12 protein-coding genes are annotated in these 21550 nt (G+C 63.5%); 2 read left to right on the top strand and 10 right to left on the bottom strand.

Going from position 1 to position 21550, the window contains the following annotated elements; translation table 11 throughout:
- Window positions 1-74 precede the first annotated feature (74 nt).
- From pglZ to NA10_RS08115, 8 genes are all read right to left on the bottom strand, one after another.
- Window positions 75-2927 carry a BREX-2 system phosphatase PglZ gene (gene pglZ, locus NA10_RS08145; protein WP_067565332.1) on the bottom strand — a complete coding sequence of 951 codons (2853 nt, stop codon included), beginning with the start codon at window positions 2925-2927 and terminating at the stop codon, window positions 75-77.
- Window positions 2924-6847: a BREX-2 system ATPase PglY gene (gene pglY, locus NA10_RS08140; RefSeq protein WP_067565329.1), complete on the bottom strand. Its 3924-nt coding sequence runs from the start codon at window positions 6845-6847 to the stop codon at window positions 2924-2926. The genes pglZ and pglY overlap by 4 nt, the downstream gene beginning before the upstream one ends.
- 414 nt (window positions 6848-7261) lie before the next feature.
- On the bottom strand, window positions 7262-7495 hold the full coding sequence (locus tag NA10_RS08135; protein WP_067565326.1) for a hypothetical protein: 234 nt from the start codon (window positions 7493-7495) through the stop codon (window positions 7262-7264).
- Window positions 7492-8220, bottom strand: coding sequence for a hypothetical protein (locus NA10_RS36495; protein ID WP_157556203.1), 729 nt, complete (start codon window positions 8218-8220; stop codon window positions 7492-7494). The genes NA10_RS08135 and NA10_RS36495 overlap by 4 nt, the downstream gene beginning before the upstream one ends.
- A 116-nt stretch (window positions 8221-8336) precedes the next feature.
- Complete coding sequence (locus tag NA10_RS08125) at window positions 8337-10670, bottom strand: TPR repeat domain-containing protein (protein ID WP_067565322.1); 2334 nt, start codon at window positions 10668-10670, stop codon at window positions 8337-8339.
- Entirely contained in the window at window positions 10667-10987 is a 321-nt protein-coding gene (locus tag NA10_RS08120; protein ID WP_067565319.1) for a type VII secretion target, read from the bottom strand. The genes NA10_RS08125 and NA10_RS08120 overlap by 4 nt, the downstream gene beginning before the upstream one ends.
- Before the next feature lie 149 nt (window positions 10988-11136).
- Entirely contained in the window at window positions 11137-11379 is a 243-nt protein-coding gene (locus NA10_RS36490; protein WP_157556201.1) for a hypothetical protein, read from the bottom strand.
- Between the two features lie 24 nt (window positions 11380-11403).
- Window positions 11404-11868, bottom strand: a complete 465-nt coding sequence (locus NA10_RS08115; RefSeq protein ID WP_067565316.1) for a DUF4254 domain-containing protein — start codon at window positions 11866-11868, stop codon at window positions 11404-11406.
- A 153-nt stretch (window positions 11869-12021) separates the two neighbouring features.
- Between NA10_RS08115 and NA10_RS08110 the strand changes: the two genes are divergently transcribed.
- Together NA10_RS08110 and NA10_RS08105 are read left to right on the top strand one after the other, a co-directional pair.
- Entirely contained in the window at window positions 12022-12930 is a 909-nt protein-coding gene (locus NA10_RS08110) for a DUF5753 domain-containing protein (RefSeq protein WP_157556199.1), read from the top strand.
- Window positions 12927-13121, top strand: coding sequence for a DUF397 domain-containing protein (locus NA10_RS08105; protein WP_067565310.1), 195 nt, complete (start codon window positions 12927-12929; stop codon window positions 13119-13121). The genes NA10_RS08110 and NA10_RS08105 overlap by 4 nt, the downstream gene beginning before the upstream one ends.
- A gap of 74 nt (window positions 13122-13195) precedes the next feature.
- Here the strand turns inward: NA10_RS08105 and pglX are convergent, their stop codons facing one another.
- Complete coding sequence (gene pglX / locus NA10_RS08100; protein WP_067565307.1) at window positions 13196-16834, bottom strand: BREX-2 system adenine-specific DNA-methyltransferase PglX; 3639 nt, start codon at window positions 16832-16834, stop codon at window positions 13196-13198.
- Complete coding sequence (gene pglW, locus NA10_RS08095) at window positions 16831-21360, bottom strand: BREX system serine/threonine kinase PglW (RefSeq protein WP_067565304.1); 4530 nt, start codon at window positions 21358-21360, stop codon at window positions 16831-16833. The genes pglX and pglW overlap by 4 nt, the downstream gene beginning before the upstream one ends.
- Between the last annotated feature and the right edge of the window lie 190 nt (window positions 21361-21550).

The raw sequence follows: 21550 nt of genomic DNA, 5'->3' as shown, positions 1-21550 counted from the left end.
CGATGCCGTGTCTGGTGCGATGGGTGGCGTTCGGTCTGCGGACACCGCCGCCACTGTGGACGGCGATGTCGCGATCAGCCCAGTGCGAACTGCGCGGACAGCAGAGAGATATTCAGCTTGAGTGTCCGTCCGTCGGATAGGGTTTCGAGTACCTGAACGCCGTCGACGTTGAGCAGTTGGCCGAGGATGGCGGCGAAACCGCCGGCCCGGGATGGCGGGTCGCCGATCCGTTGCGCGAGGGCCGTCGTCGGCAGCGGCCCGTCGAGCAGGATGCGGATAGCCTTCTCCAGCTTGGTGATCGGCTGTTTGCGTGCCAGCTGCTCGAGCTGCGCCTCGAAGATCTCCGATGCGAGCAACCGGACGAGAAGATCGTCGGCCGGGCTCGGGATCCTTTGTGTAGGCTCGAAACTGGGTTCGGCGGCCATCGGGATGTCGAGCGACATCTGGTTGGCGAGCTTTTCCTTGGCCCTGCGGTCGACGCGTTTGACCACTTCCGCCGGTGTTGCAATCGGCACGGCGAGAATCGCGTCCACATCGTCCTTCCACCAGCCGGGGCGTTGATCGCCCAATTCCTGCCAGCCCCTGGGTCGTTCGGCGTGGTAGGGCAGGAACGCCAGGATCGGGATGGTGATCTCGGCGAGGGCGGCCCCGCCGTGATAACCCGCTTTCAGTGCGGTGTAGCGAGAATCGGTATCCCACAGCGCGACAATCGAGGCGTCGGTGTGCGGCCACACGACTCGGGGTCCGGACAGCGCGATTTCGGTGTCGGCGAGGCGGTCGTGTTCCGAAGCCGGGAGGCGGTGCCGCGCTGATTCGAAGCTGGCGGCGTCGACGGTCGTACCGTGCCGGTCGATGACATGGCCGTGATCACTGGTGATCAGGACGGCCATGCCACGTGAGGCAGCCGCACCGACGAGGGCGCGGAGGTCGCCGATCTCCCTTGTCTCCCAGCCGGAATCATCGAGTCGATGCTCTTTGGCCAGCCGGTCGTCGATGGTGTTGAGCACGACCGCGACATGGTATTCGGCGTTGTCGAGCGCGGCCTGGAGATCCTTGCCGAATCTCTCGCCAGGTTCACTGCGCAGATCGGCCTTGTGGAAGACGGCAGCCTTTTTCGCTCCCCAGAACTTGTGTTCCGGGAAGAGGCGCTGCTCGACCTTCTGATCGCCCTTCATCAATGTGCCGGCGAACAGGGAGGTGCGCGATACAGCGGTGAGGCTCGGCAACGCAGCCGCCATGGCACGCCTGCGCAGCGTGCTGTCATCGGGCAGCGGATCGTATTCGGCGAAGTAGCCGCGCAGTTCTCCGGCCAGCTCGGTGGCGATGGCTGCGCTCATGCCGTCCACGACGATGAGCATGACGCGATGCGTGGTGGCCAGCGGCCGCACAACGCGATGCAGGAAAGTCTCGACGGTGAGCATCGAACCAGGATCGGTGCCCGATTCCGTCCAGATGGCAAGGGTTTTCGCGAACTGACGATCGAATTCACGGCGCAGGCCACGGGCCTTGGAAATGATGGCGTGATAGGCGACGCGCACGGTGGGATCGTCATCGCCGCCGGCCTCGAGGTAGTCCAGGGCCCGATCAGCCCAGGCGGTGTCGTGCATCTGCCGATTGATGGCGGCGGCCACGGTCTCGGCAGTCGGGTCCGGATCGGTGGACAGCCACCGGGTGAGGCGTTGCGCCATCCGAACTCTGCTGATCCGGACCCGATGGTCGTCGGCGAGATAGTGATCGCGTAACCGGCTGACCGCCTCGTCGAGTTCCTTGCGCCGTCGCCGACGGTCGAAAGAGGGCTCGAGGGCGTTGCCGAGGACGTGTCCAACTGCCGTGAAGCGGGCCTCGAGGCCTGTGGTCAGGATGGGGCTGGCCGCAGCGGCCTCGCCTGCACCGAACTGGCGGACCAGCAGGTCCGCCTGTACGAGAATGGTGTCGGCTGTTTTGCGTGCTTGCTGGACCGACTCATCGGCCTCCTCCTGGAGCTCGGCGGCGGTGCGTGCCTTCAGCAGCAGCGTCCGGACATATTCCTCGCAGGTACGGCCGAAGGTCGCCAGCAGCCTGTCCAATGCCTCACCGGCGATAGGCGGGCGATCTCCGAGCCAGCGTTCCACTCGGCCGCGCGCCTGATACACCGCATTGCTGGGGCTGGCATGTTCCCAGAGCGCAGCGCACACCAGCCCGTATGCGACCGATTCGGCACCATGCCCGGTGCGCACCAATGCCGCCAGCATTCGGGCGGTCGGCCCGGATTGTTCCTTGTCACTGAGGAATTCGATGAGCCCGTCACGCTCGGGCGCGCGTAGGTCGAGTAGCAGTTGCGGACCGCCGGGACGCTGCGACCAGTCGAGCAGGGTGTAGGGGTCGATGCGATCGCCGACCTGCCCGAGTTGCAGGCGGCGCGCGGCCAGGGCAGCCAGCGCGGGGGTGCGCGACAACAGTCCGCCGGCCAACTCGGTTGGCCAGCCTTGCGCCCCGGCCGCGTCCAACAATGCCTCACACGCCCAGGCCTGGCGTTTGAGCCGGGGATCGATTGCCTTCGCGCCGAACGTCTCCCGCACGATGTCCCACCGATCGACGGCGTAGACGCGCCCGCGGTGGGTGCGAGCCAGGATCGCCGGATCGAGGTCGTGTTCCTCGACATCGGTGAGAATCACCAAGACCCGGGGTTCTTGATCGGTCTCGCGGGCGTGCGCCAGGACTGTCTCGTGCACCGCCATCGGCGACGGCGCGACCACCACCCGGGCTGTGCCGCCACCGGCGAGCGTCAGGACCGGATCGCCTTCCCAGGTCGGTTCACCACGAAGCAGCAGCGTTTCGGGCATACCGGTGGAGGTGAGCGCCTGCGCGAGTCGCTTGTTCGCGGAGAGGTACTGGGCGACAGTCGTTCTCGACAGGCGCAGCGCGGTCGGCACGGTGGTGACGGTCATTCCACGACCCGCCAGAGGATTTCGATGGTGACCCCGGGCTCCAGCGTGGCGAGTTCGGCGAGATCATCGGAGAACACCTGGCCCGCCGCACCGGCGGTGATGGTGTATTTGCCGGAACGACGGGTGGCGTGGGCGTGCGTGCCGGAAGGCTGTACCGCGACCCGATCGGATATCGGCGGAACGTTGCTCGCGGTCGCGAGATCGATATCGTCGGCCACCCGTGTCTGGTGACCGGAAGGCGTTCCGGTCGTGGATGTTCCACTCGTAGCGGCGCGCTGCCGATCGCGCTCGGCGTCCTCCCGCAGTTTGCGAGTCGACAGTGCGGTGACCTTCGTATCGATATCACGCAATGCCTCGGCCAGGTCGGCGGAGCGCTGATCGGCGCGGGCCACAGTGCGCAACGAATCCAGCAGTTTCGCACCTTCGGGGCCGAGGTATTCGCCCTGCGCGAGGTTGGCCCACGCGGCGTGGGTGAGGGCGGAGATCACTTTGTCGGCCGACTTGATGGACGTGGCGTAGCGGTCCGGCGTGATATCGGCGAGGTCGTACCGCGCGAGCGTCTCGATGGTCTTCTTCGCTCCCGCGGAGCCGCCGCCCGCCGTGCTGAGCGTCGTCAGCAGATCGACCGAACGCCGGGCGAGGGCGAGCCGCTCACCCGGTTTCGAATCGTCGAGGCGAAGGAATTCGGCGTGCTTCTCCAATTGTTCGACCAAGCGGGTCGCTGGATCCTGGAATGTGGTTGCAACGGCGGCGATCCGGCGTGCGAACTGTTGCGCGGGCCCGCCGCGCAACAGCGTGGGGGCTTTCTCTCCGAAGAGCACTTCGAATCGGTTTCGTGCGGTGTCCCATTCCGATTCGCTGGGCAGGGGTTGTGTCCGCAGCGTGTCACCGGGCTGAATCCGGTTGAGCTCCGGGGCTTCGTCCAGGGGCGTGCCGCGCACCCAGATGCGGTCGTCCATTTCCGCGAAGGACGCGATCACCAGATTCGCGATATGCGGTTCGAGACCGCGCTTGTTCGGCAGATCGGTCCAGTCGTTGAGCTTGATGACCGACAGGTCGCCGGTGATGCCTAGGTTCTGCGCTGTCTTGCGGAAGTGATCGGCCCAGCGGCGGGACAGCTCGAAATAGGCTTCCTTCTGCTGACCCAGTCCGAGCGGTTCGGCGATGCGCCGCATCAGCGGCCGGTCCTTCGACGGCACCTCGACGCGGCCGTCTCGCGCCTCCGCCGCGCCACGCACATGTGTCAAAACGGTTTTCGCGTCCACCAGTTTCACGGCGGTACCGGTTCGTTCCGGATCCAGATTCGGATGGTCGGGGTACTGGTAGGCGAGGAGCTTGTCCGCCAGGGTGCGCAGGGCGTCGTGCAGGGATTGCCCGATCGACACGGTCAGACCGTCGATGTCCGGCAACGGATAGAAGTGCTGGTCGAGATCGTTGGTGACGTCATTGGGCTTGCGCTCTGCGAGCCCATACGCCTGTTTGAAGGTGGCCAGCACCTGTTTGCGCAGGGTTTCGCGCTGCGATTCCAGCAGTTGCTTCGCGCTGGCGCGGTTGTCGGGATTGAGGTGCTGGGCGTACTGGGTATCGAACCGGTACGGGTCTGCCAGCGCTTTGGTGATGACCAGCAGCCGCCGAAAGTCCTCCCAGCGTGGCTTGGTCAGATGGGTAGGGAGCCAGGCCACCGTCTGAGGATGGTTGCCGCCCTGCTGTTCCCTCAGTCGCCGGATGCGGTCGGCGTCCTCGACGGGGGTATGCGCACCCTCGTCGTAGGGCAGGTCGATGACGATCCGCCAGCGCCCCTCGAACGTGGGTTGCAGATCGTGGTTGGGCAGGTTGTCCTCATCGCTGACATTGCCGAATACGACCTCCGCCACCCGGTTCGATCCGCGCCACACGAAATGCAGTTCGTCAGCATCGAATCGGCCGGTCGCGCGGTCGAGTCCCAGTTCCTCCGCGAGGAGGTCGCGCGCCAACGCGGCCCGATTGGACGGATTGTCGTTCACCGAAGCGTTGGCCAGCACCATCTCGACATCCACGCCGGAAAGCTCCAGGCGCACACCGGGATTGGCATCGGTGCCGACGGCTTTGATCTCGGGGAAGCGGGCCGCCCACTCGCCGACCATATCCTTGATCACGCCCTCCTCCCGCCCGGGGATCATGGTCGTGATGGAGCCGTGGTTGAGTGCGCCGAGGCGTCGAATGGTCAAGTCCCGCAAGGCCGGAACGCTTGGTGCGAGTGCGGCGAGGAGCACCGTGCAGGCGAGCCGGTTCTGTCCGACGAACTTCTTGCAGTTGCCCGCGAGTTTGGCGTCGGTGATGCTGTCGCGCCGATTCACATACGCGTCGATGTCATCCTCGGTGACCTCGCACGAGCTCAGCAGATAGGGCCGCAGCCGAGTCTTGTACAACTTGTCCGCGGCGTCGAAGAGCACCTTCTTGTCGGCGACGAACGGCCGGTCGCCGCCCCGCGTGAGCTGTTCGTACAGATCGCCGAGCGGGACCAGGTCGCCCAGGTGCAGTTCGTTGCGATGGTCGGCGAGGAGCTGCCCCATCAACTTCAGGCCCGTCCGCGAACGCTGCAGTGCGGCGGAGATATGCACGAGGGTGTCGAGGAACGCGGGGGAGAAGGGGTAACTCAACCGGAACGACGCTTCGTCCGCGCCGGTGGTGCTTTCGTCCGAGCCGAGCAGCGTGTCCCACACCTTGGGGTTGATCCGCTTGGTCTTCTCGAACGCTTCGTCGATCTGCGCTGCCGCCGCCGCATCCCGTGCCTTCAACAGCCGGGCGTGCGCGATCTGCGGCAGGTTGCGGTCTTCGAGGCTGATCAGATCGAATCGGCCCGAGGCGTGATTGAGGGCGTCCTGGATCGCGGACTCCGCCGCGCCGGCGAGCTCTTCGCCGACCAGTTCGCGCAGATCTCGCTGCCGGGCGATGAACGAGATGATCGGGATGGCACGCCGGGCGTCGCCGCCCTCGCGGAAGTTGGTGATCTTGCTGGCTTCGCGCGCCACTCGCTTCTCGTCGTGGATGAGGCTGGCCAGCCAGAGGATCAGTTCGTCCAGGAACAGGATGATGCCGTCATAGCCGAGCGACTTCGCATGCGCGGCAATGACACTGAGCCCCGCGTCGAGTGAGATGAAGCCGCTTTCGTCCTCGGCGGCGCGCTGGGTGAACCCCGGCAGCAGAGTGGTGCCGGCATCGTGCACCAGCTTCGCGCGCAGCTCGCGCGGCGTGGTCGGATTCACCATATTGAGGCCGCTGGCATCCTGCGCCTCGGCCGCGGTGAGCGCGGTGTCGATCCGCTGCGTGGTCCAGAACGCCGCGGTCTCACCCCATTCGTCGTCCTCGTCGGAGGCGTAGTCGCGATTCAGCGCGGCGAGGAACTGTTCCTCGCCCATGGTGGTACGCAATTGCCGCAGATCGGTGAACAGGGCATCGGTGCGATACACCGGCGGGATAGGCGCTTCCGGATGCTTCTTGCGCACGAAGTCGACGTATCCGCCCAGCACGCGTTGTTCCATGGCCTTGGCGTCGATCATGTGATACGGCACCATGAGGAACTTCTTGTCCTCGGACAACAGCCAATCATGTTTGGTGAGTACCGGATCGAACTCGGAGCGGGAGCGGGCCGCCGGATTGCCGGACAGCAGCGCGTACAACACCGCCATGAAATGCGACTTACCGGAACCGAACGAACCGTGTAGGAAGGCCGGTTTGGAGGTGTTCCCGTCCAGTGCGGACTTGATCAGCGACAGCGCCTCATCGAAGTTGCCGAGCAACCGTTCGGTGAGGACATAGTCCTGGACGGCCTTGGTCGATCCCTCCTCGGTCACCGCGTCCGCGAGTGTGAGCACGTAATCCGACCCTGCGACATGCTCTTTGATGTCGATGAGGTCGCGCAGCAGCGGACGCTGGTCCATCACCTATCCCCTCCCACCGTGGCGGTGGCTCCGTGTGTTCTCTTCGGTGTGATCGTTGCCCGGGCAATGTCAACATTATCGTGCTGAACCGACAGCGTGAACGTTCTGTCGCCGGACTCGAATTGCGGACTAAATGCGCCGCTACCAAGACCCTCACCGAACGTGGTGTCCATCTCGACCCCGCGACCACCACGCTGACCAGAGCGCTCTGCGACACCAGGCCGATGGCAGGTTCCCACGGTGGGGCCAAACAGTGGGCCACGAGCTACGCCTCGGACCCTGAAAGTACCGCCTGGAGGGGTGGCCGGGCTCCGACATCCTGGCATGCTTCCGCCAGGATCCACGCTCGCGGTGCGCCAGTGGTTTTCACGGCATCCGGCCGAGACCTGCCAGGCTGAAGCGGTGACCCCGATTTCACGACCACGGTGGTTCGCGAATTGACCACGACTGTTCACGGTGCCAGTGTTCGTAGGTGACCGCATCGGTGAAACCCGCTGCGGCATCGATGTCCGAATCGTCGCTGTCGGGAGGATCATCCGTCGCTTCGGTCTCCGATGCGTCCGCGCCGGGTTGAGTTTCGGCCGTCGGTTCGGCGGCGGGTGTCCTGAGCAGGGCCATGATTTCGGGTGGCAGATGCGGGGAGCTCATTTGCCGACACCGGTCGAATTTGTCGGAGGCTCGGTGTCTGCCGGCCAACCGGGGTACGGGTCGAGGGTTGGAAGCTGATTCGGGTAGAAGGTCACGTCGGTGGAGTTGAGCTGCTCCTGCGGAACCGGATTGCTGGGCAGCGTCGCACAGGGATCCTGGTATCCCGAATCCTTCTTGCTCCAACGGGTTTTGACCTGCATCGATGTAACAGACCATTGTCCGAATACGTCTGCGGTGGGGAAGCGGGCTGTGCCGTGGCCGAGTGCGGTGAGCCTCGGCGTCTCGTCTTGCGGGGCGGTCAGCGTCAGCTCGACGGCTTGGGGCAGGAGTGCCGATACGAACAGTGATTGGTATTTGCCAGGTTCGAGGCTGGTGCTCAGGCCGTTGAACCACACGCATGTCAACGCATCTATCGTGCGAGCCGCGGGATCACCGGATGGCTTCCGCAGCGAGACGAGATAGGCGTATGTGGTGCCGTGGAGAGGTGCCCAGCTGTTGAGATTACCGGCGTCCCAAACACTGTAGAGAGAATTGTCTTCGTCCCTGATGGCCGGATCAACGGCGCGTGTGTATCCAGGGTAGGTGTATGTGCCGATCGTCTGCTTGTCGGTTGTTCGTGTGATGGTCGCGATGAATGCCGATTCGATGACTGCCCGAGTAACGATGGCTGCATCGGAGTTCAAGTCCAACTCGGGGGCTGCCGTCCAGCGGTAGGAGAACTGCACATTGTCCGGGAGTTGGTATTTCGTGGGAACGTGATCTGCGGAGCAGCCCGCTAGTAGACAGCCTGCGAACACGAATGCGGCTGCCCGGACGGTGAGTTGGTGGCCTGTGCCGGTTCTCATTTGGGTGGCAGTCCGTTCGGGTTGTGTCCGAGGGTCCAGCTGGCGTCGTAATTCGCGAGACCGGGCAGGCGGTTCCGCATCGCGCTGTCGAACTCGGGCAGGTACCGACCGGGATCGGTGCCGGCGATCTCTTCCAGGGACTTCAGTTTCCCATCGGAGTCGAAGTATTTTCCGATATAGGGGTCGGATCGGAAGTCCGCAGGGTCCGCTGTCTGTGTCATGCCTTCGAGAATGTTGTAGTACCGCTGCGAGGGGTTCGCGTTCCCAGACAGATCGATGGTGGAATGTACTTCGGGCACCGAACCGAGCAACCATGCCTTCACCTCCGGTGAGGACGCCTTCACCGCCAATTCCAGGGCGTCGCCGATCACGGGAACCCGCTTGATGGTGAACGCGGTGACCTCCCTCGTCGAATCGAACAAAGCTGTCGTTGCCGTGAGCTGCTGTTTGCCGTCGAGTTTCCTGGTGTCGAGCTCGAGCTGCATGCCGTCTCTGGCCGCGGCGTCGATCTTGCCCGCCCATTCGACCAACTGGTAGTTGTGAGCATCGGTCGTTCCGAACTGTTGGTTCAGCTGCGACACGGCTGCATATGCCGAGGCATTGAACTGTTTCGCGGCGATCGGGTCGGAGTCGATTACCGCGAAGATATTCTTGACGCTCTGGGGTGAGAAGTCGTGGGTGAACCCGCTTGTGTGCAGGAGATCAGGGTTGATGCTGACCATATCTGGGATGTAGGGCGACAGGGTGGACGCCAGCGCTTGGGTAAGCGCCGGATTGGCGATGCCGATCTCCTGTCGTCCCTCGAAGCTGTTGATATGCAACAGCTCGTCCTCGTGTTTGCTCATATAGCTCGCGAGTGCATAGGCAGACTCACCTGCGTCCACGCGTTGCGCCCCGATCGGTGAGGTCGCGAATTCTCCGGCGGTGGTGACGACCGTGGCTATACCGGCATCGCGGCCCTCCCAGTTGTGATTGAGCAGGTTCCCGATATGCGAGTCGGGGTCGTACTTTCCTCCCTGCGCGACGGTGACGTCCATGCGGTGCGTGCCGTCGGGCAACTTCGCCCCGCCGGTCAGCAGGTCGTGTACGGCGAGGTGGTCGATCCCGGCGCGGCTGAGCATCTTGTCGGCCAAGGAACTCGGGGTCTCGGTACTGCCCCAGGGGCCTTGAATGTTCTTCACGTTGCTGCCAGCGATCTCCGCGCCCTGTTTGAGCAGACCGCGGTCGATGTCGGCGCCTTGGGCCAGGCTGGTATTGCCCTTGCCCAATAGATCGGTCAGCGCATTGAAATCGCCCATTCGAGGTACTTCGATGACGCCGCCCGCACCGCCCCCGCGAGCGGGATTGAGTGATTTGTAAGGCTTTTCGGTCAGGAGCGTGCGGACTTGGGTGGGCAGCAAGCCCATACCGCCGGTGTCCCCCACGATCTTCTGCTCGCCCCCGAGATTGCCAGCGGTGTCGATTTGCGGATTCGACATGATCTGCAGGGCGTCGGCGACGCCCGCGCGCACGATCGTCTGCTGGTCCGCGGGCAGAGTGTCACCCAGATTCTTGATATCGGTGACGCTCATCGTGTCCATCGAGCGCATGAGTCCGCGCAGATAGTCGAACTGTCCCTGGGGCAGGTGCACCTGCTCACCGGCGAGCAGTTCATCGAGTTGCTGCTGGGTCAGTTGGGTTGCCAGCTGGAGCCGTTGGACCTGTTCGGGGGTCGCGGTCCCATTGCGCAGAGCCGCTTCATCCTGTGCTGCGAGAGTCGGATTCAGCGCGGAGGTTGCCGGTGTCAACTGTTCGATGGAATTGAGCGCGGTGCGGATCGCGGTAGCGGCGGCATCGTCGGCCCAACCCAGATCGGCGGCCAGCCGTTGCAGGGCGACCGTCTGATTGCTCGCCTCGTTCGCGCGGGTGGCTTGCAGGTTCTTCAGGTCGTTCTCGTACTGGTCATGCAGGTTCGTGTCGCGGACGGCCTGATAGTTGTAGGTATCGCGCACCGACCAATCGGCATCGTTGACCTCGTAACCGGCCTTCCGCAGGGTCGTCACCGTCTGCCGGGCGGTGGTGACCATGGGGCCCATCGCGTTCTGCGCGTTGCGGCAGGCGGTGGCCAAGTCGTCGAACGCCTCGGCCGTCAACCGCATTTGCGTGCGTTCCCGATCGGCGCGGCCCTCCGCGCCGTGGCGTCCCTGCCCGGACCAGTTCAGGCCGTCGATGGTCTTGTTCATGGTGTCGGCGGCGTCGCGGATGCCCTGGGCGATCAGCTCGGCTTTGGGGGCCACCGATCCCATGTCGATATTCCAGAGCATCACCTGATCGACAGTGGGAACCTTCATCCCTTGACTCCGGAGTTGAAGTCGCCGAGCGCCTCGAACCGGGCCGCCGCATCCAGATCGGACCCGTGGTAGCCGTCCGCGGATTCGCGCAGCAGCGCCGCGAACTCCCGATAACGCCCGCTGACGATGGGAATCGCTTTGGCGCGCACCGTCTCTATCCGATCCAGCTCCGGTCCGGTGTCCGAGCCCTGCATGAACGATCCCAACGTTCCCAGGACACCGGATGCCGTATCGATAACCGGTAACTTCCCGACCGCGGTGACGATTCCATCGAATGTCGTCGCCGCATCGCGTAGTTCGTCTGGAGAAACCTGCATTTCGCCCCCCGTTCATATTGGGTTCAAGCACGGTTTTCTTCATCGCCCGCCCGGCGAAGAATACCGCCGAACACTATCAGAGACATTCTGCCGCAGCAGGTTTCACCATATCGAGCTAATTCGCGCGACCGCCTCTCTACCTGGTGACGTCACGACGTCAAGGTTCGGTCGCCGGGATGTGCTCGCCTGTGGCGGCTCGGTGTGCTCGGGCGCGGTTTTTCACCCAGCCCGCCACCGGGCTGGTGTTCGCGCTCGAGTCGTGAGGTGATGGCGGCGACCGTCCAGCCTTCGGCAGATGGCGAGCGGCCGTGGGCAGGGATCGTGGTCAGGAACCAGGCCGAAGCGATGCCGGTGGTCAGGCCGATGAGGAAAGGCAGCCATACTGCGGTCATCGTGCGCCTCCTTCGGTGATGAGCTCAAATCTGCTGGTGCTGAAGGTCTTCCAGATGTGGCGTGATGCAGTCCGGGATGCGGCGGGTGCGCGTGCTCAGGTCGTGGGAGAGGTCCGCGTAGGCGAGTGAGAGTTCAGCGAGGCGCTTCCAGGTGTAGTGCAGCCGGCATTCGGCGTCCGTGCTGCCGAGCGCGGTGTGAGCGTCTACCGATAATTGGGCCAGGCGGTCGATGACCATGCCGACGGTTTCGGTGTGCAGGGCCGCGGCGGCGTACGGACGTGGGAGTTCGCGGGCGATCCAGCAGTCCACATCGTGTACCAACTGGGCTCGAGCACAGTCGATTTCGAGCAGACCAGCGCGATCGGCAGAGCGGCGGGCCTCGTGCAGGCTGGCCAGTTCGTACGCGGCCTGTAGCAGCGGGTGCGGTAGCGCGACGGTGCCCGTGCAGGCTTCCAGGAGCAGATCCTTCGATGGCAGGTGGGTCGTCATTCGTTGCTCCCCTCGGCTTTTCACGTTCGTGACTTCAGTAGACACCTGCGGCAATAGAATTGGGAATGTCCAGCTACAACTGCATGACAAACGGTTGGCGTTCCAGCTGGGCACATTCCAGAACGGAGATTCTCAGATAGCGAGGCTAACGAAATGGTCGGATCATCGCTTCCACGAAGGGCTCTCGGTCGCAGACTCCGTGGCTTCCGGATGCAAGCAGAAAAGAGTCAATTGGCCGCCGGACTGCATATCGAACTATCGCCGCAAAGCATCGGGCGGATGGAAGATGGGCAGAAGGTGAAGATCTGCACGGCGCAAATCCGGGATCTGCTCGACTTCTATGAGGTTCCGGATCCCAGCCGGGAACGGGACGAGGTCTTCCTCCTGTGGCAGGAGGTGAAAGATCAGCAGCTGGCCGCGAAACTCGCAGGTACGACCAAAGGTTGGTGGCAGGCGTACACCGATCAGTACGAACCTCATTTCGACCACTACCTGGGCCTGGAGGCCGTGGCCACACACCTCACCACTCATCAGGTTGTCCTTTTGCCAGGGTTGCTGCAGACCGCTGGTTACCGGCGGGCCGTCAGTCTTGCCGGAGACCCGAACCTGTCGGCCGATGCACTCGAACGACGGCTGGAACTGGCAGCTCACCGCCAGGTCCGGCTGGTAGATCCGAACTTTCGCGTGAACTTCCTGCTGTCCGAGGGGGCGCTCCGCCACACTCCGGGAGGCCATCCCGTCATGGCAAATCAGCTGAACCACATACTCGAGCTGATCGGGTCCCGGCCGAACCTGTCGATCAGAACGGTTCCCCTGGACGCGGGCAGTCATCTCGGTCTACTGGCGCAGGCCTTCACCCTGCTCGAATTTCCGCCACTGGCAAGCCATCTCGCGGAACCGCCTGTGGTCTTCGTCGAGGGGTACGAAGGCGGTTTGTATCTGGAGAGAACGGACATGATCGAACGGCATCGCCGGGTAATCGCGGACATTCAGCGGGTAGCGTTGAGCGAGGATGACACCAAGCAGTTGGTGCAGCAGATAGCGAAGGAGTACGGGGCGTGACAGTGGATATGTCCGGTGCCCGGTGGTTCAAGAGCACCCACAGCCAGCCGACCCAGGACTGCGTTGAGATCGCCCATCTTTCGGCCGGGGCGGTTGGGGTTCGTGACTCGAAGAATCCAGCGGGACCCGCGTTGGTGTTCTCTGCTGACCAGTGGGATAGCTTCCTCGCCAGCGAGATCTGGCAGCGCTGAACCGATCTCGCGCGCAACCGCTGCCAGAGCCCGCATGATCGCGTCGGCGCGTAGGTGCCGACGCAATCCAGTCATCACTTGTCAGGTGTGGGACTGCTCGCGGTCTTCTTCTTCGTAGCGCGACGCCCACCGCGAACGGCGGGCTGCGGTCGCCAGTTCCGCAGATCGTCATCGGTCAAACCGTGCTCGCCCTGCATGTTTCGCCGATCACCGGACAGGAACCCCGCCGGCGAGATACCGAACTCCGGATCCATCTCGCTGTGCCACTGATCCAGCCACGGCTGCAACTCGAGCAACCCGGCCAGGAACGGGGTGATTTCCTCGGTTGAAAGCCCGTGCTCGGCAAGGTGAATGGCGATAGCCATGGCCTGTTCCCGGTGATCCCACCCAGCCCAGCCATACAGCTCGGGGGTAGCCACATTGGTGGAACCGTAGGAGATGAATCGCTCCTTAGGCACATCCAGCTTCCCACGCGCCTGCCAGTAGGCCGTGCGCAGGAAATCCGCCGAGGTGTACTTGGGCGGCACCGGAATCGAGTCCCGAATCTTGCGCCGAGCGGGCTCATCCGGTGCGGTATCCTCTTTCCGCTGCAAATCCCACACGTTCTCCCAGTCCTTGCGCTTTTTCAAACCAGAAGGCTTGTAGCGCAGGGCCGATATGAACGGAACGTGTTCCTCGGTGATCAGTTCGGCCGCTACCTGCGCAAGCTCAGTGCGCGGCGCGTAGAGGGCCGCGACCGAGACGAAATCCTGATCGGCTGCCAGGCGGTCGGTGAGTCTGGAGAGAGTCAACATCTGTGACTGACCATTGCCGCCGAACCAAAGATCGCGAGACTCCATGCGATCAAGAAGCCAGGAACGAAGTGCGGAGTTCTGCATCGCATCCCAGCCGTCGGTGACCCAACGCCGCTTGTAGTCCGGGCGTTCTATCATACCTATCACGCGATTGGATTCGATGGCACCAATCCTTCGTTGGACGACCTTCCTATAGGAATCTGGCCAATGTGACGGAATTTCGGCAACTGCTGCGGCTTCGTGTCGAGTGAACCACTCATCGGTCGACTCGCCCTTGGCGACACTGCGCGCAAGAGCGATCTCGAAGGAACGCTCCCCGAATTTTAGTTCAGGGACCGATCCTTCAGGTGCGCACAAGTTCTCCGATGTCAAGCCATATATTGAATAGACCTGCCAGTCCAGTTCTTCCTGTAATGCCATCATTCGAGCTCGGGTCTGTTGCCACTGCTTTCGATTTTCGCGCAGTGAGGCGGCGGTTGGGATTGCTATGGTGCAAATAGAATTGGGGCTAAGTATGGACAGGGCTTGAGCCGCTTTCTCGAGCTCGCTTCCGAATGCTGCTGGGGAATTCTTTGGGAGAGGAAAATTTTCGAGCTTGCCACCAGTGAACTCGTAGCGGTCCGACCAGGGCACCATGCTTACTCGCGCCCCGGAGCTTCCGATAGGGTCGCCACCCTTGGGATAGCTCACCATCTTTAGCCAGAAGCAGGCGGTGGAGCTGTTGAGTAATCCGAGTAGTCGCAAGTGCTCCTCCTCGCTTGCTTCTGCGGGGAGTTTAATAATAGGTGCTTTCTGATTGAATGCTCGCCGCTCACGATCCAATGCGAAATGGTTGTGTGTTGCGACCTCAGCGAAAGAAATTGACCACGAACTAGTCGCGCGATCCTTCGGGATCTGGTGCCATTCGTACCATGGCCGATTATCTCCGAAGTATGTGCTATGCGAGAAGGTTGCACGGTTCCCGAGTTCAGTTCGTGACGGCCACAAAAAAAGTGCTAGCCTGGGAAATGAACTGAGGGATTCAATCTCGCGTTTTGCATTGTATGGATGAAATACATTCTCATTACTCTTGAGAGAAAAGTCACGTACTTCATCACCGACCGTTAAGGTTTTAATGAACTCTTCTTCGGCGCCGAACCGGGTGAAAACTCGAGACGATGCGGTCATGGCGTCGTTTGCCCCCGTGACGCCATAGAATCCGATTCGCTTAACCTTCGATCGTAGCAATGACTCGGCGGCCTCTAAAAGCTTCTCGACTACTTCCTTGCCGCCATCTAGCAGGATCCATGGCTGTTTGCTGAAGAACCGATCCCTGTCGAGATCGTCAACCGAAACCCACTGGCTCAAACTGCCGATATCGTCGATCTGCCTTACGATTGCCTGCCATACATATCCATCTTCTGGGTTTGCTGGCGCTTTCGGCTCACCTTGGATGCTTCGAACCGTCCGAATCGTCGTGCCTCGAGCCTTTCCTGAGCGCCGCGTACCGATCAGTATTACTGTTGGCGTACCGTGGCCGGGAATATAAGCCCCTGAGGTATCGATGACCTCGGTGAGCTCCACTACGTGAGCGAAGAACTCCTCGATTAGCTTGGTTCCGAACTCCCGCTTCATGAATGAATTGGCGGTGATCTGTCCGACTCGGCCGAAGCCATTTCCATCGGGCTCCCCGAGCTTGGCGAGCTCAAAGAACCTCTGTGCGAATGGCACCGACAATGAATACTTCCCAGAGCAGGCTTTGTACAGTCCGCGGTAGATCTCGTTCAGGTTCTTGTCTTTTACCGTAATGTATGGCGGATTGCCTACCACGACGTGGTAGCGGCCTGGCTCTAGAATTCCGGGTAGAGTGTGCACATCCTCTGTGGCGTAGGAGAATTCGGCGAGCGGATCTCCTACCTCCCCGTCGAATGTGAGTTCTAGCTGCCGTGCCTTGATGAGGGAGTCGCCGATAGCGAGCTTGATCGGCCATTCGTATCGTGCGGCTTCGGTGAGGGTGCGGATATTGGCGGCGGCCATCGCGGCTACCAGCAGACGGAAGCGAGCGATAGCGATGGCGAAGGGGTTGATGTCCACGCCATGGACGGAGTTCAGCGCGGCGCGAACCCGTTCGTGGGCGTCCTTGGTGGGCTGTTCCTGGGTCCAACGTTCCATCAACCGCTTGAATGCTCCGAGCACGAAATGTCCTGAGCCGCAGGTGGGGTCGATGAGTTCGATCTTCTCGTACCCGAACTCGCGGATGGCGGGTTCGAGGGTGCGATCGAGGATGAACTCCTCGACGAACTCCGGGGTTTGCAGCAGGGCGTACTGCTTGCGGGCGTCCTCCGACAGGTCCTGATAGAGATCACCCAAGAAGCGGGTGCTCCAGCCATTGACGCCGTCCTCATCGAGTGGATCGCTGAAATCGTGGACGAGCACGCCGTGTTCATCACGCTCACGCCAGAATTCGATGAGTTCGCGTGCACCGTCGTGGGATAGCGGGATTTGGTAGAGGGCGTTGTGAGCAGGATCGAACAGCAGCTTTCCCGCTTGTCCCGCACCGAGTTCGGCGAAGGCGCGCTCCAGCCACCCTCGGTAAGTGGGGTCCGTGTCGGATTCGACGTAGGCGTCGTAGCGCGCCTGAGCCAGTTCACGGCGATCGTCGGTGGGAGCGGTGAGGTACGGCTCGGAGATGAGCAGGTTGTCTTCGCAGAACCGTACGAAGACGGTGCCGAGCACCCATGCCACCGCTACCTGGGTGATGCGTTCGTCGAGCCATGAGGTTTCCGTAGCAGCGGTCCGGTTGAGTTTGCGGGCCCGAGCCCACTCGTCATGCAGCCGCGACTTCACTTCGGGTAGCGCCCGTAGCTGCTTGTTCAGATCATCCTCGGCCGCACTGACCTGTTTCTTGAGGTCGGCGAGTAGTGGGCCGGGGTTGATCATGCGGTGGCTCCTGTTTCGGTTGACGGGACCGCGCGGTGGACATTGCGAATCCACGACTCGGGCAATTGGATCCACTCGTTGAGAGCGGACTGGTAGGGGACCGCTACCGCACCCAGGTGCGGCTGGCGCATGGGGTCGGATTGTGGGCAGAGCAGCCACAGGCCGCCCTGGCCGCGGCGGGCCTGTTCGGCCAGGCGGGCTAGGACGCCCATGGCGTCGTAGCGGGCGAATACCAGGGTGTCGGTGAGCAGTAGCGGCCCGTTACCGCTGACGTTGGCGGCGATCTCCGGTTCGATACGGCCCCAGGCGGTGTGGACGTATTCGGAGAAGCGCAGCGCGCCTTTGGTGCCGGGTTGGGCGATATCGGCGCGCAGGATGGTGTCCCAGGTGGGTTTGCTGCCCGGCGGCACCAGATCGTGCATGACCTCCAGGAACAACGCGGTGACCGATATCGGGCGCGCCGAGAAGCGTTCCCGCAGTTCACGAATCGCGTCCGGGGTGGCGGGGGAACGGGAGACCAGGGTCGGTGAGGTCAGGACTCGGAAGCCGTCCCGGGGCGCGGCTCCGATCAACAACTCCTCGGCGCGGGCGGCCTTGGCCAGATCCTCATCGTCGGAGTAGCGGCCCGCGGCGTGTGAGCTGACCGGGGCGGACCACCTGGTCCCGGTGGCGGTGTAGCTGGCTTGGTCGGAGTGCTCCGGAATGTAGCGCTGGATGCGCTGCACCGGATGCATCGCCACCACGAGGGCGAAACCGGCCTCGCGTAAGGCTTTGGTGAGTTCGGGGGTGGGTCGATCGCTGTCGCTGCCCGCGATGGTCAGTTCGGGAAAGCGGGCGAGGATCCGTTCGAAGACACGTTCCGCCCGCAACCCGGGCTGATGCGTGGGCGGCGCACCGGCCGGAGCGGGAGCGAGCAGCCCGGCCTGCGTCAAACGGATCGCGCGCACCAGCGGCAGATCACGCGGATAGATCTCGAGGCGCGGGGTGACCGCCGCATTCCGTGATGCGCCGACCGCGATCTGAATGAGTCGGCGTTCATCCCAGGTGAGGGTGCCGCCGGGCGATTCGATCGCGCCGAGCCGGTCCAGGACGGCAACCGCGGTCGGCAAGGTCTCCTGGTCGGCCAGCGCGTCGGCGGTCTTGCCCAGGCGCAGTGCGTAATTCGCCAATCCGGGACCGGCCGGTGTGCCCGGGTCCGCGTTCTCGCCCGCCTCCAGGGCGAGCACCACCACGGGATTGGCTCCGGTGTCGCGTCGCTGAGCGACATAGAACGCGGGCACATCGGCCGCGAACGGCTCCACCTCCACCACGACCCGCACCGCGGCCAAACCCAGGGCGCGGCGCTCGGCGCGTTCATGAAGTCGGGTGCCGCGCCGGGCGATCAACGCGTCGGCCAGTTCGGTCGCCGCCGCCACCCGACCCAAGCCCGCCAATATCTCGAGGATCTGCGAGCGTAGGGCCTGCACCGCCGGATCCTTCTTCCATTGCTGCCGTTGCGCTTTCAGCAGCTGGGCGATCCGGGCCGCGGTCAACCCGAGCGTCTCCGCCACCGCCGACTGGGTCGGCCAGGCATCCAGCTCTGGCAGATCTCCGGCACCGGGAACTCGCAGCAGCCGCGCCACCACGTCCACCTTGGTGGCATTCGAACCGTTGTTGTTGCGCTCGGGCACGAATCGGGCGGCGAGTGCGTCCAGGCTCAGCGTACGAAGAAGTCCTTCGCTGAGATCGGCCTCGGCGGCGCTGATCTCCTCTTTCGCCTCTTTGCGCGCCTCCGGCGTGAGCGGCGCGGGCTCGGCCTTGCCGAAACGGCGGGCCCACTCCTTGAGCCGGTCCAGGATCTCCCGGCGCCCGCGCGCACCCAAACCCGGTGTCTTGATCAGTTTTCCGCGGCCGTAGTCCAGCAATTCACCGACGGTGTTGACGCCCAGCCCGTACAGGAACTGCTCGGTGGCCGCGGTGAAACCCGCCTGCGACAGATGGGTGTCGCGGGTCGCCTGATCGGCGAAGGACTGCCGCTGCTCATCCGGCGAGACCGTGTCCACATCGGCGGGCGGCTCCGGATGCGTGCTCAGCGGACGTGACGGCACCGTGCGCGTCATATCCAGGAATATCTTGCGCCACGCGTCCCGCATCGGCTTCAGGTCCGAGAACCGTTGCGCCACATCGCGATGCAACGCCTTGCGGAAGAACTCGACCAGACCGTCGCGCACCGACGGGTCGAACGCGTCCGCCGCGATCTCCGGATACGGGAAGTCCTCGGCGTTCAGCTGCCGCGGCACCATACTGCCGTCGCCCCAGCGCGGCAGTTCGCCCGAAGCCATCTCGTGCAGCGTCACCGCCAGTGCGTACCGCTCGGCGTGCGCGTCGTACACCGAACGGATCAGATCGCCGATGAACGGGTCCAGATAACCGTCGGTACCGGCCTCGGTGCGCTGCACCGGATAACCCGCGAGCGAGAAATCGATCAGCACCAATTCGCGAGTTCGGTTGGGGCGCACTCGAATCGCGATATTGTCCGGTTTCAGATCACGGTGCCAGACACCCTCGCCCTCGAGGAAATCGATCGCGCCGAAAAGATAGTCGCTGTAGCGCTCGAGGCGAGCCACCGGCAGTCGGCCGTTGTCACGCAGCTCGCGGGCGACGGTCTCCTCGGTGCGGTGATTCGATAGTCGCGTCTCGAGGTCACCCGAGTCGTCGGGGAGGGGCTCATGGTCCAAACCCTGCTCATTGCCGACATACTCCAGCACCAGCGTCGTACGGCCGCCCAATGTCAGCACACCGGGATCGACCAGGTTGATGACCCCGGAGTGCCGGCGCAGACCGCGCAGCACTCCCGCTTCATGGATGAGCACCTCGCCGCGGTCGTCCGACAGTGCCACCTTGAGCACCACGTAAGCCTTTGCGCCGCGCTGCTTTTCCTCCGCCTGCAAATCGCGTACCAGCAGCGCCCGGCTCGTCGATCCGGTGCCGAGGCGCCGGCGCACCAGCCAGCGGCCCGCCAGCACATCACCGGGCACCGCGTCGAGCGGGTCCTTCTCCTCCTCCGCCGGTTCGATCTCGTCTGGCGTGGTGAGCGCGTCCTCGACATCCTCGAGCAGCTCCAGGAACTCGTCCATGGAGGTGAGCCGCTTGGACGGCTGATAGTCGGTGGCCGCGGCCACCAGCAGATCCACATCCGAGGGCAGATTGTCGACCAGTGCTCCCGGGCGCAGTTCCTCACCGGATTCGAAGCGCGCCAGCAACTCCGCCTGCGTCGTCGCAGGTGCCTTACCTGTGACCAGTAGATAGGTGAGCAGGCCCAGCCCGTATACGTCCATGGCGATCGGGTCGGGCGATATCGCCGAAAGCTCCGGGGCGAGATAGGCGTCCGATCCGGTGGACAGGTGCTGCGCCGACAACGCGGTCGGCGCGTGGCGGGTCATGGCGAGCGCGGTGCCCGCCGAACGCTGAGTCGCCACCTGCCAATCCGAGATCTGCAACACCGGTTTACGCCAGCGATCGGCTTCGCTCGTCCCGCGCCGGGGGATCACATGAATCGAACGGGCAGCCAGCGCACGGTGATACAGCCGCGTCGAATGCGCCGACTTCAATGTCTCCGCCAACTGGCGCACCAACTCGATACGATCCCCGACATCGAGGAGCTCGCCGTAGCGGGTCAGATAGTCATCCAGATGCAGGGTCTCCGGGTGATAGCGGAAAATCAGCGCGGGTCCGGCGATGTGACCGGACGGATCGAACAGCTCGAGTTGCACCGCGCCCGGATGCCGGAACCGGCGCAATACCGCGGCCTCCCGTCGCGCAGCCGCGTCAACCGACTTGCGGATTTCGGCATCCGCGCCGCGTTCACGCAAATAGATCCGCACCCGCACCGGCTCTCGTAGCTCGGTGTGTGAGGCGAGGAAGTCCTGCCAGGTAGGTCCGGCGTCGAAAGGCTTGCGCTCCAACAGGTATGGGCCGACGGTGAAGTCGGCGTCGCTGCGCCGGATGCCCGCCTGTTCCAGCGCCTTCCTGATCGCCTTGGCGCGCTGGGCGTCGATCGTATGCCGTACATCCTGGACGGGGGCGTTGAAGCGCGCCAGCAACTCCCGGACGGTGTGTGTCCCGGTGCGATCACCGGCTTGGAGCTCGAACCGCAGCTCCGAATTGGTGAAGCAGACCGCCGCACCGACGAATACGCGTGCGCCGTTGTCGGCGAGCAGGCCCGCGAGTTCCTTGCTCTTCTGATTCACCAGGTGAAGCGGATTCCGATGGAACCGGCGGCCACCGCGTGCGAGGGTCTGCACCCAGTCGCCGCCCTCGCTGGTGACCCGGCCGCTCCAATCCTTCAACTCGATCATGTACACCCCATTGGGGGCGATCACCAGCAGATCGACCTCACGCACGTGTCCGGTCTTGGCGGTGAAGGTGAAGTTGGACCACGCGTACCAGGGACCGGAATCCGGCAACTGCGCGCGGATCGCGTCCAGCCCGCGCCGCTCGTGCTCGAAACTCGATTCGGTGACCGTGGTCCACCGATTCTGGTCCATGCGTGCACAATCCTGTTCTCATCGTCGCGACTTCCCGCCGATCCACCCCGTACCGGTAGTGAACCGCCCCGCTACCGCAGTGGCGATGCCGACCGCACCGGCGGTAATGCCGCCGATCAAGGCCGTCCTGCCGTGGCAACACTATCCTGCCGAACCGACAGGTTGCCGAATCGGCGTTTCTCGGATTCGG

The sequence above is a fragment of the Nocardia acidivorans NBRC 108247 genome (assembly GCF_001625085.1).
Lineage (GTDB): Bacteria > Actinomycetota > Actinomycetes > Mycobacteriales > Mycobacteriaceae > Nocardia > Nocardia acidivorans.
This window is presented reverse-complemented; position numbering and strand designations above follow the sequence as displayed.

Excerpts from the sequence above, each read along its gene's own strand:
- NA10_RS36490 (WP_157556201.1), bottom strand. The coding sequence starts at position 11,379 with ATGACCGCAGTATGGCTGCCTTTCCTCATCGGCCTGACCACCGGCATC.
- NA10_RS08110 (WP_157556199.1), top strand. The coding sequence starts at position 12,022 with ATGGTCGGATCATCGCTTCCACGAAGGGCTCTCGGTCGCAGACTCCGT.
- NA10_RS08135 (WP_067565326.1), bottom strand. The coding sequence starts at position 7,495 with ATGAGCTCCCCGCATCTGCCACCCGAAATCATGGCCCTGCTCAGGACA.
- pglW (WP_067565304.1), bottom strand. The coding sequence starts at position 21,360 with ATGGACCAGAATCGGTGGACCACGGTCACCGAATCGAGTTTCGAGCAC.
- NA10_RS08125 (WP_067565322.1), bottom strand. The coding sequence starts at position 10,670 with ATGAAGGTTCCCACTGTCGATCAGGTGATGCTCTGGAATATCGACATG.
- NA10_RS08120 (WP_067565319.1), bottom strand. The coding sequence starts at position 10,987 with ATGCAGGTTTCTCCAGACGAACTACGCGATGCGGCGACGACATTCGAT.
- NA10_RS08115 (WP_067565316.1), bottom strand. The coding sequence starts at position 11,868 with ATGACGACCCACCTGCCATCGAAGGATCTGCTCCTGGAAGCCTGCACG.
- pglX (WP_067565307.1), bottom strand. The coding sequence starts at position 16,834 with ATGATCAACCCCGGCCCACTACTCGCCGACCTCAAGAAACAGGTCAGT.
- pglY (WP_067565329.1), bottom strand. The coding sequence starts at position 6,847 with ATGGACCAGCGTCCGCTGCTGCGCGACCTCATCGACATCAAAGAGCAT.
- pglZ (WP_067565332.1), bottom strand. The coding sequence starts at position 2,927 with ATGACCGTCACCACCGTGCCGACCGCGCTGCGCCTGTCGAGAACGACT.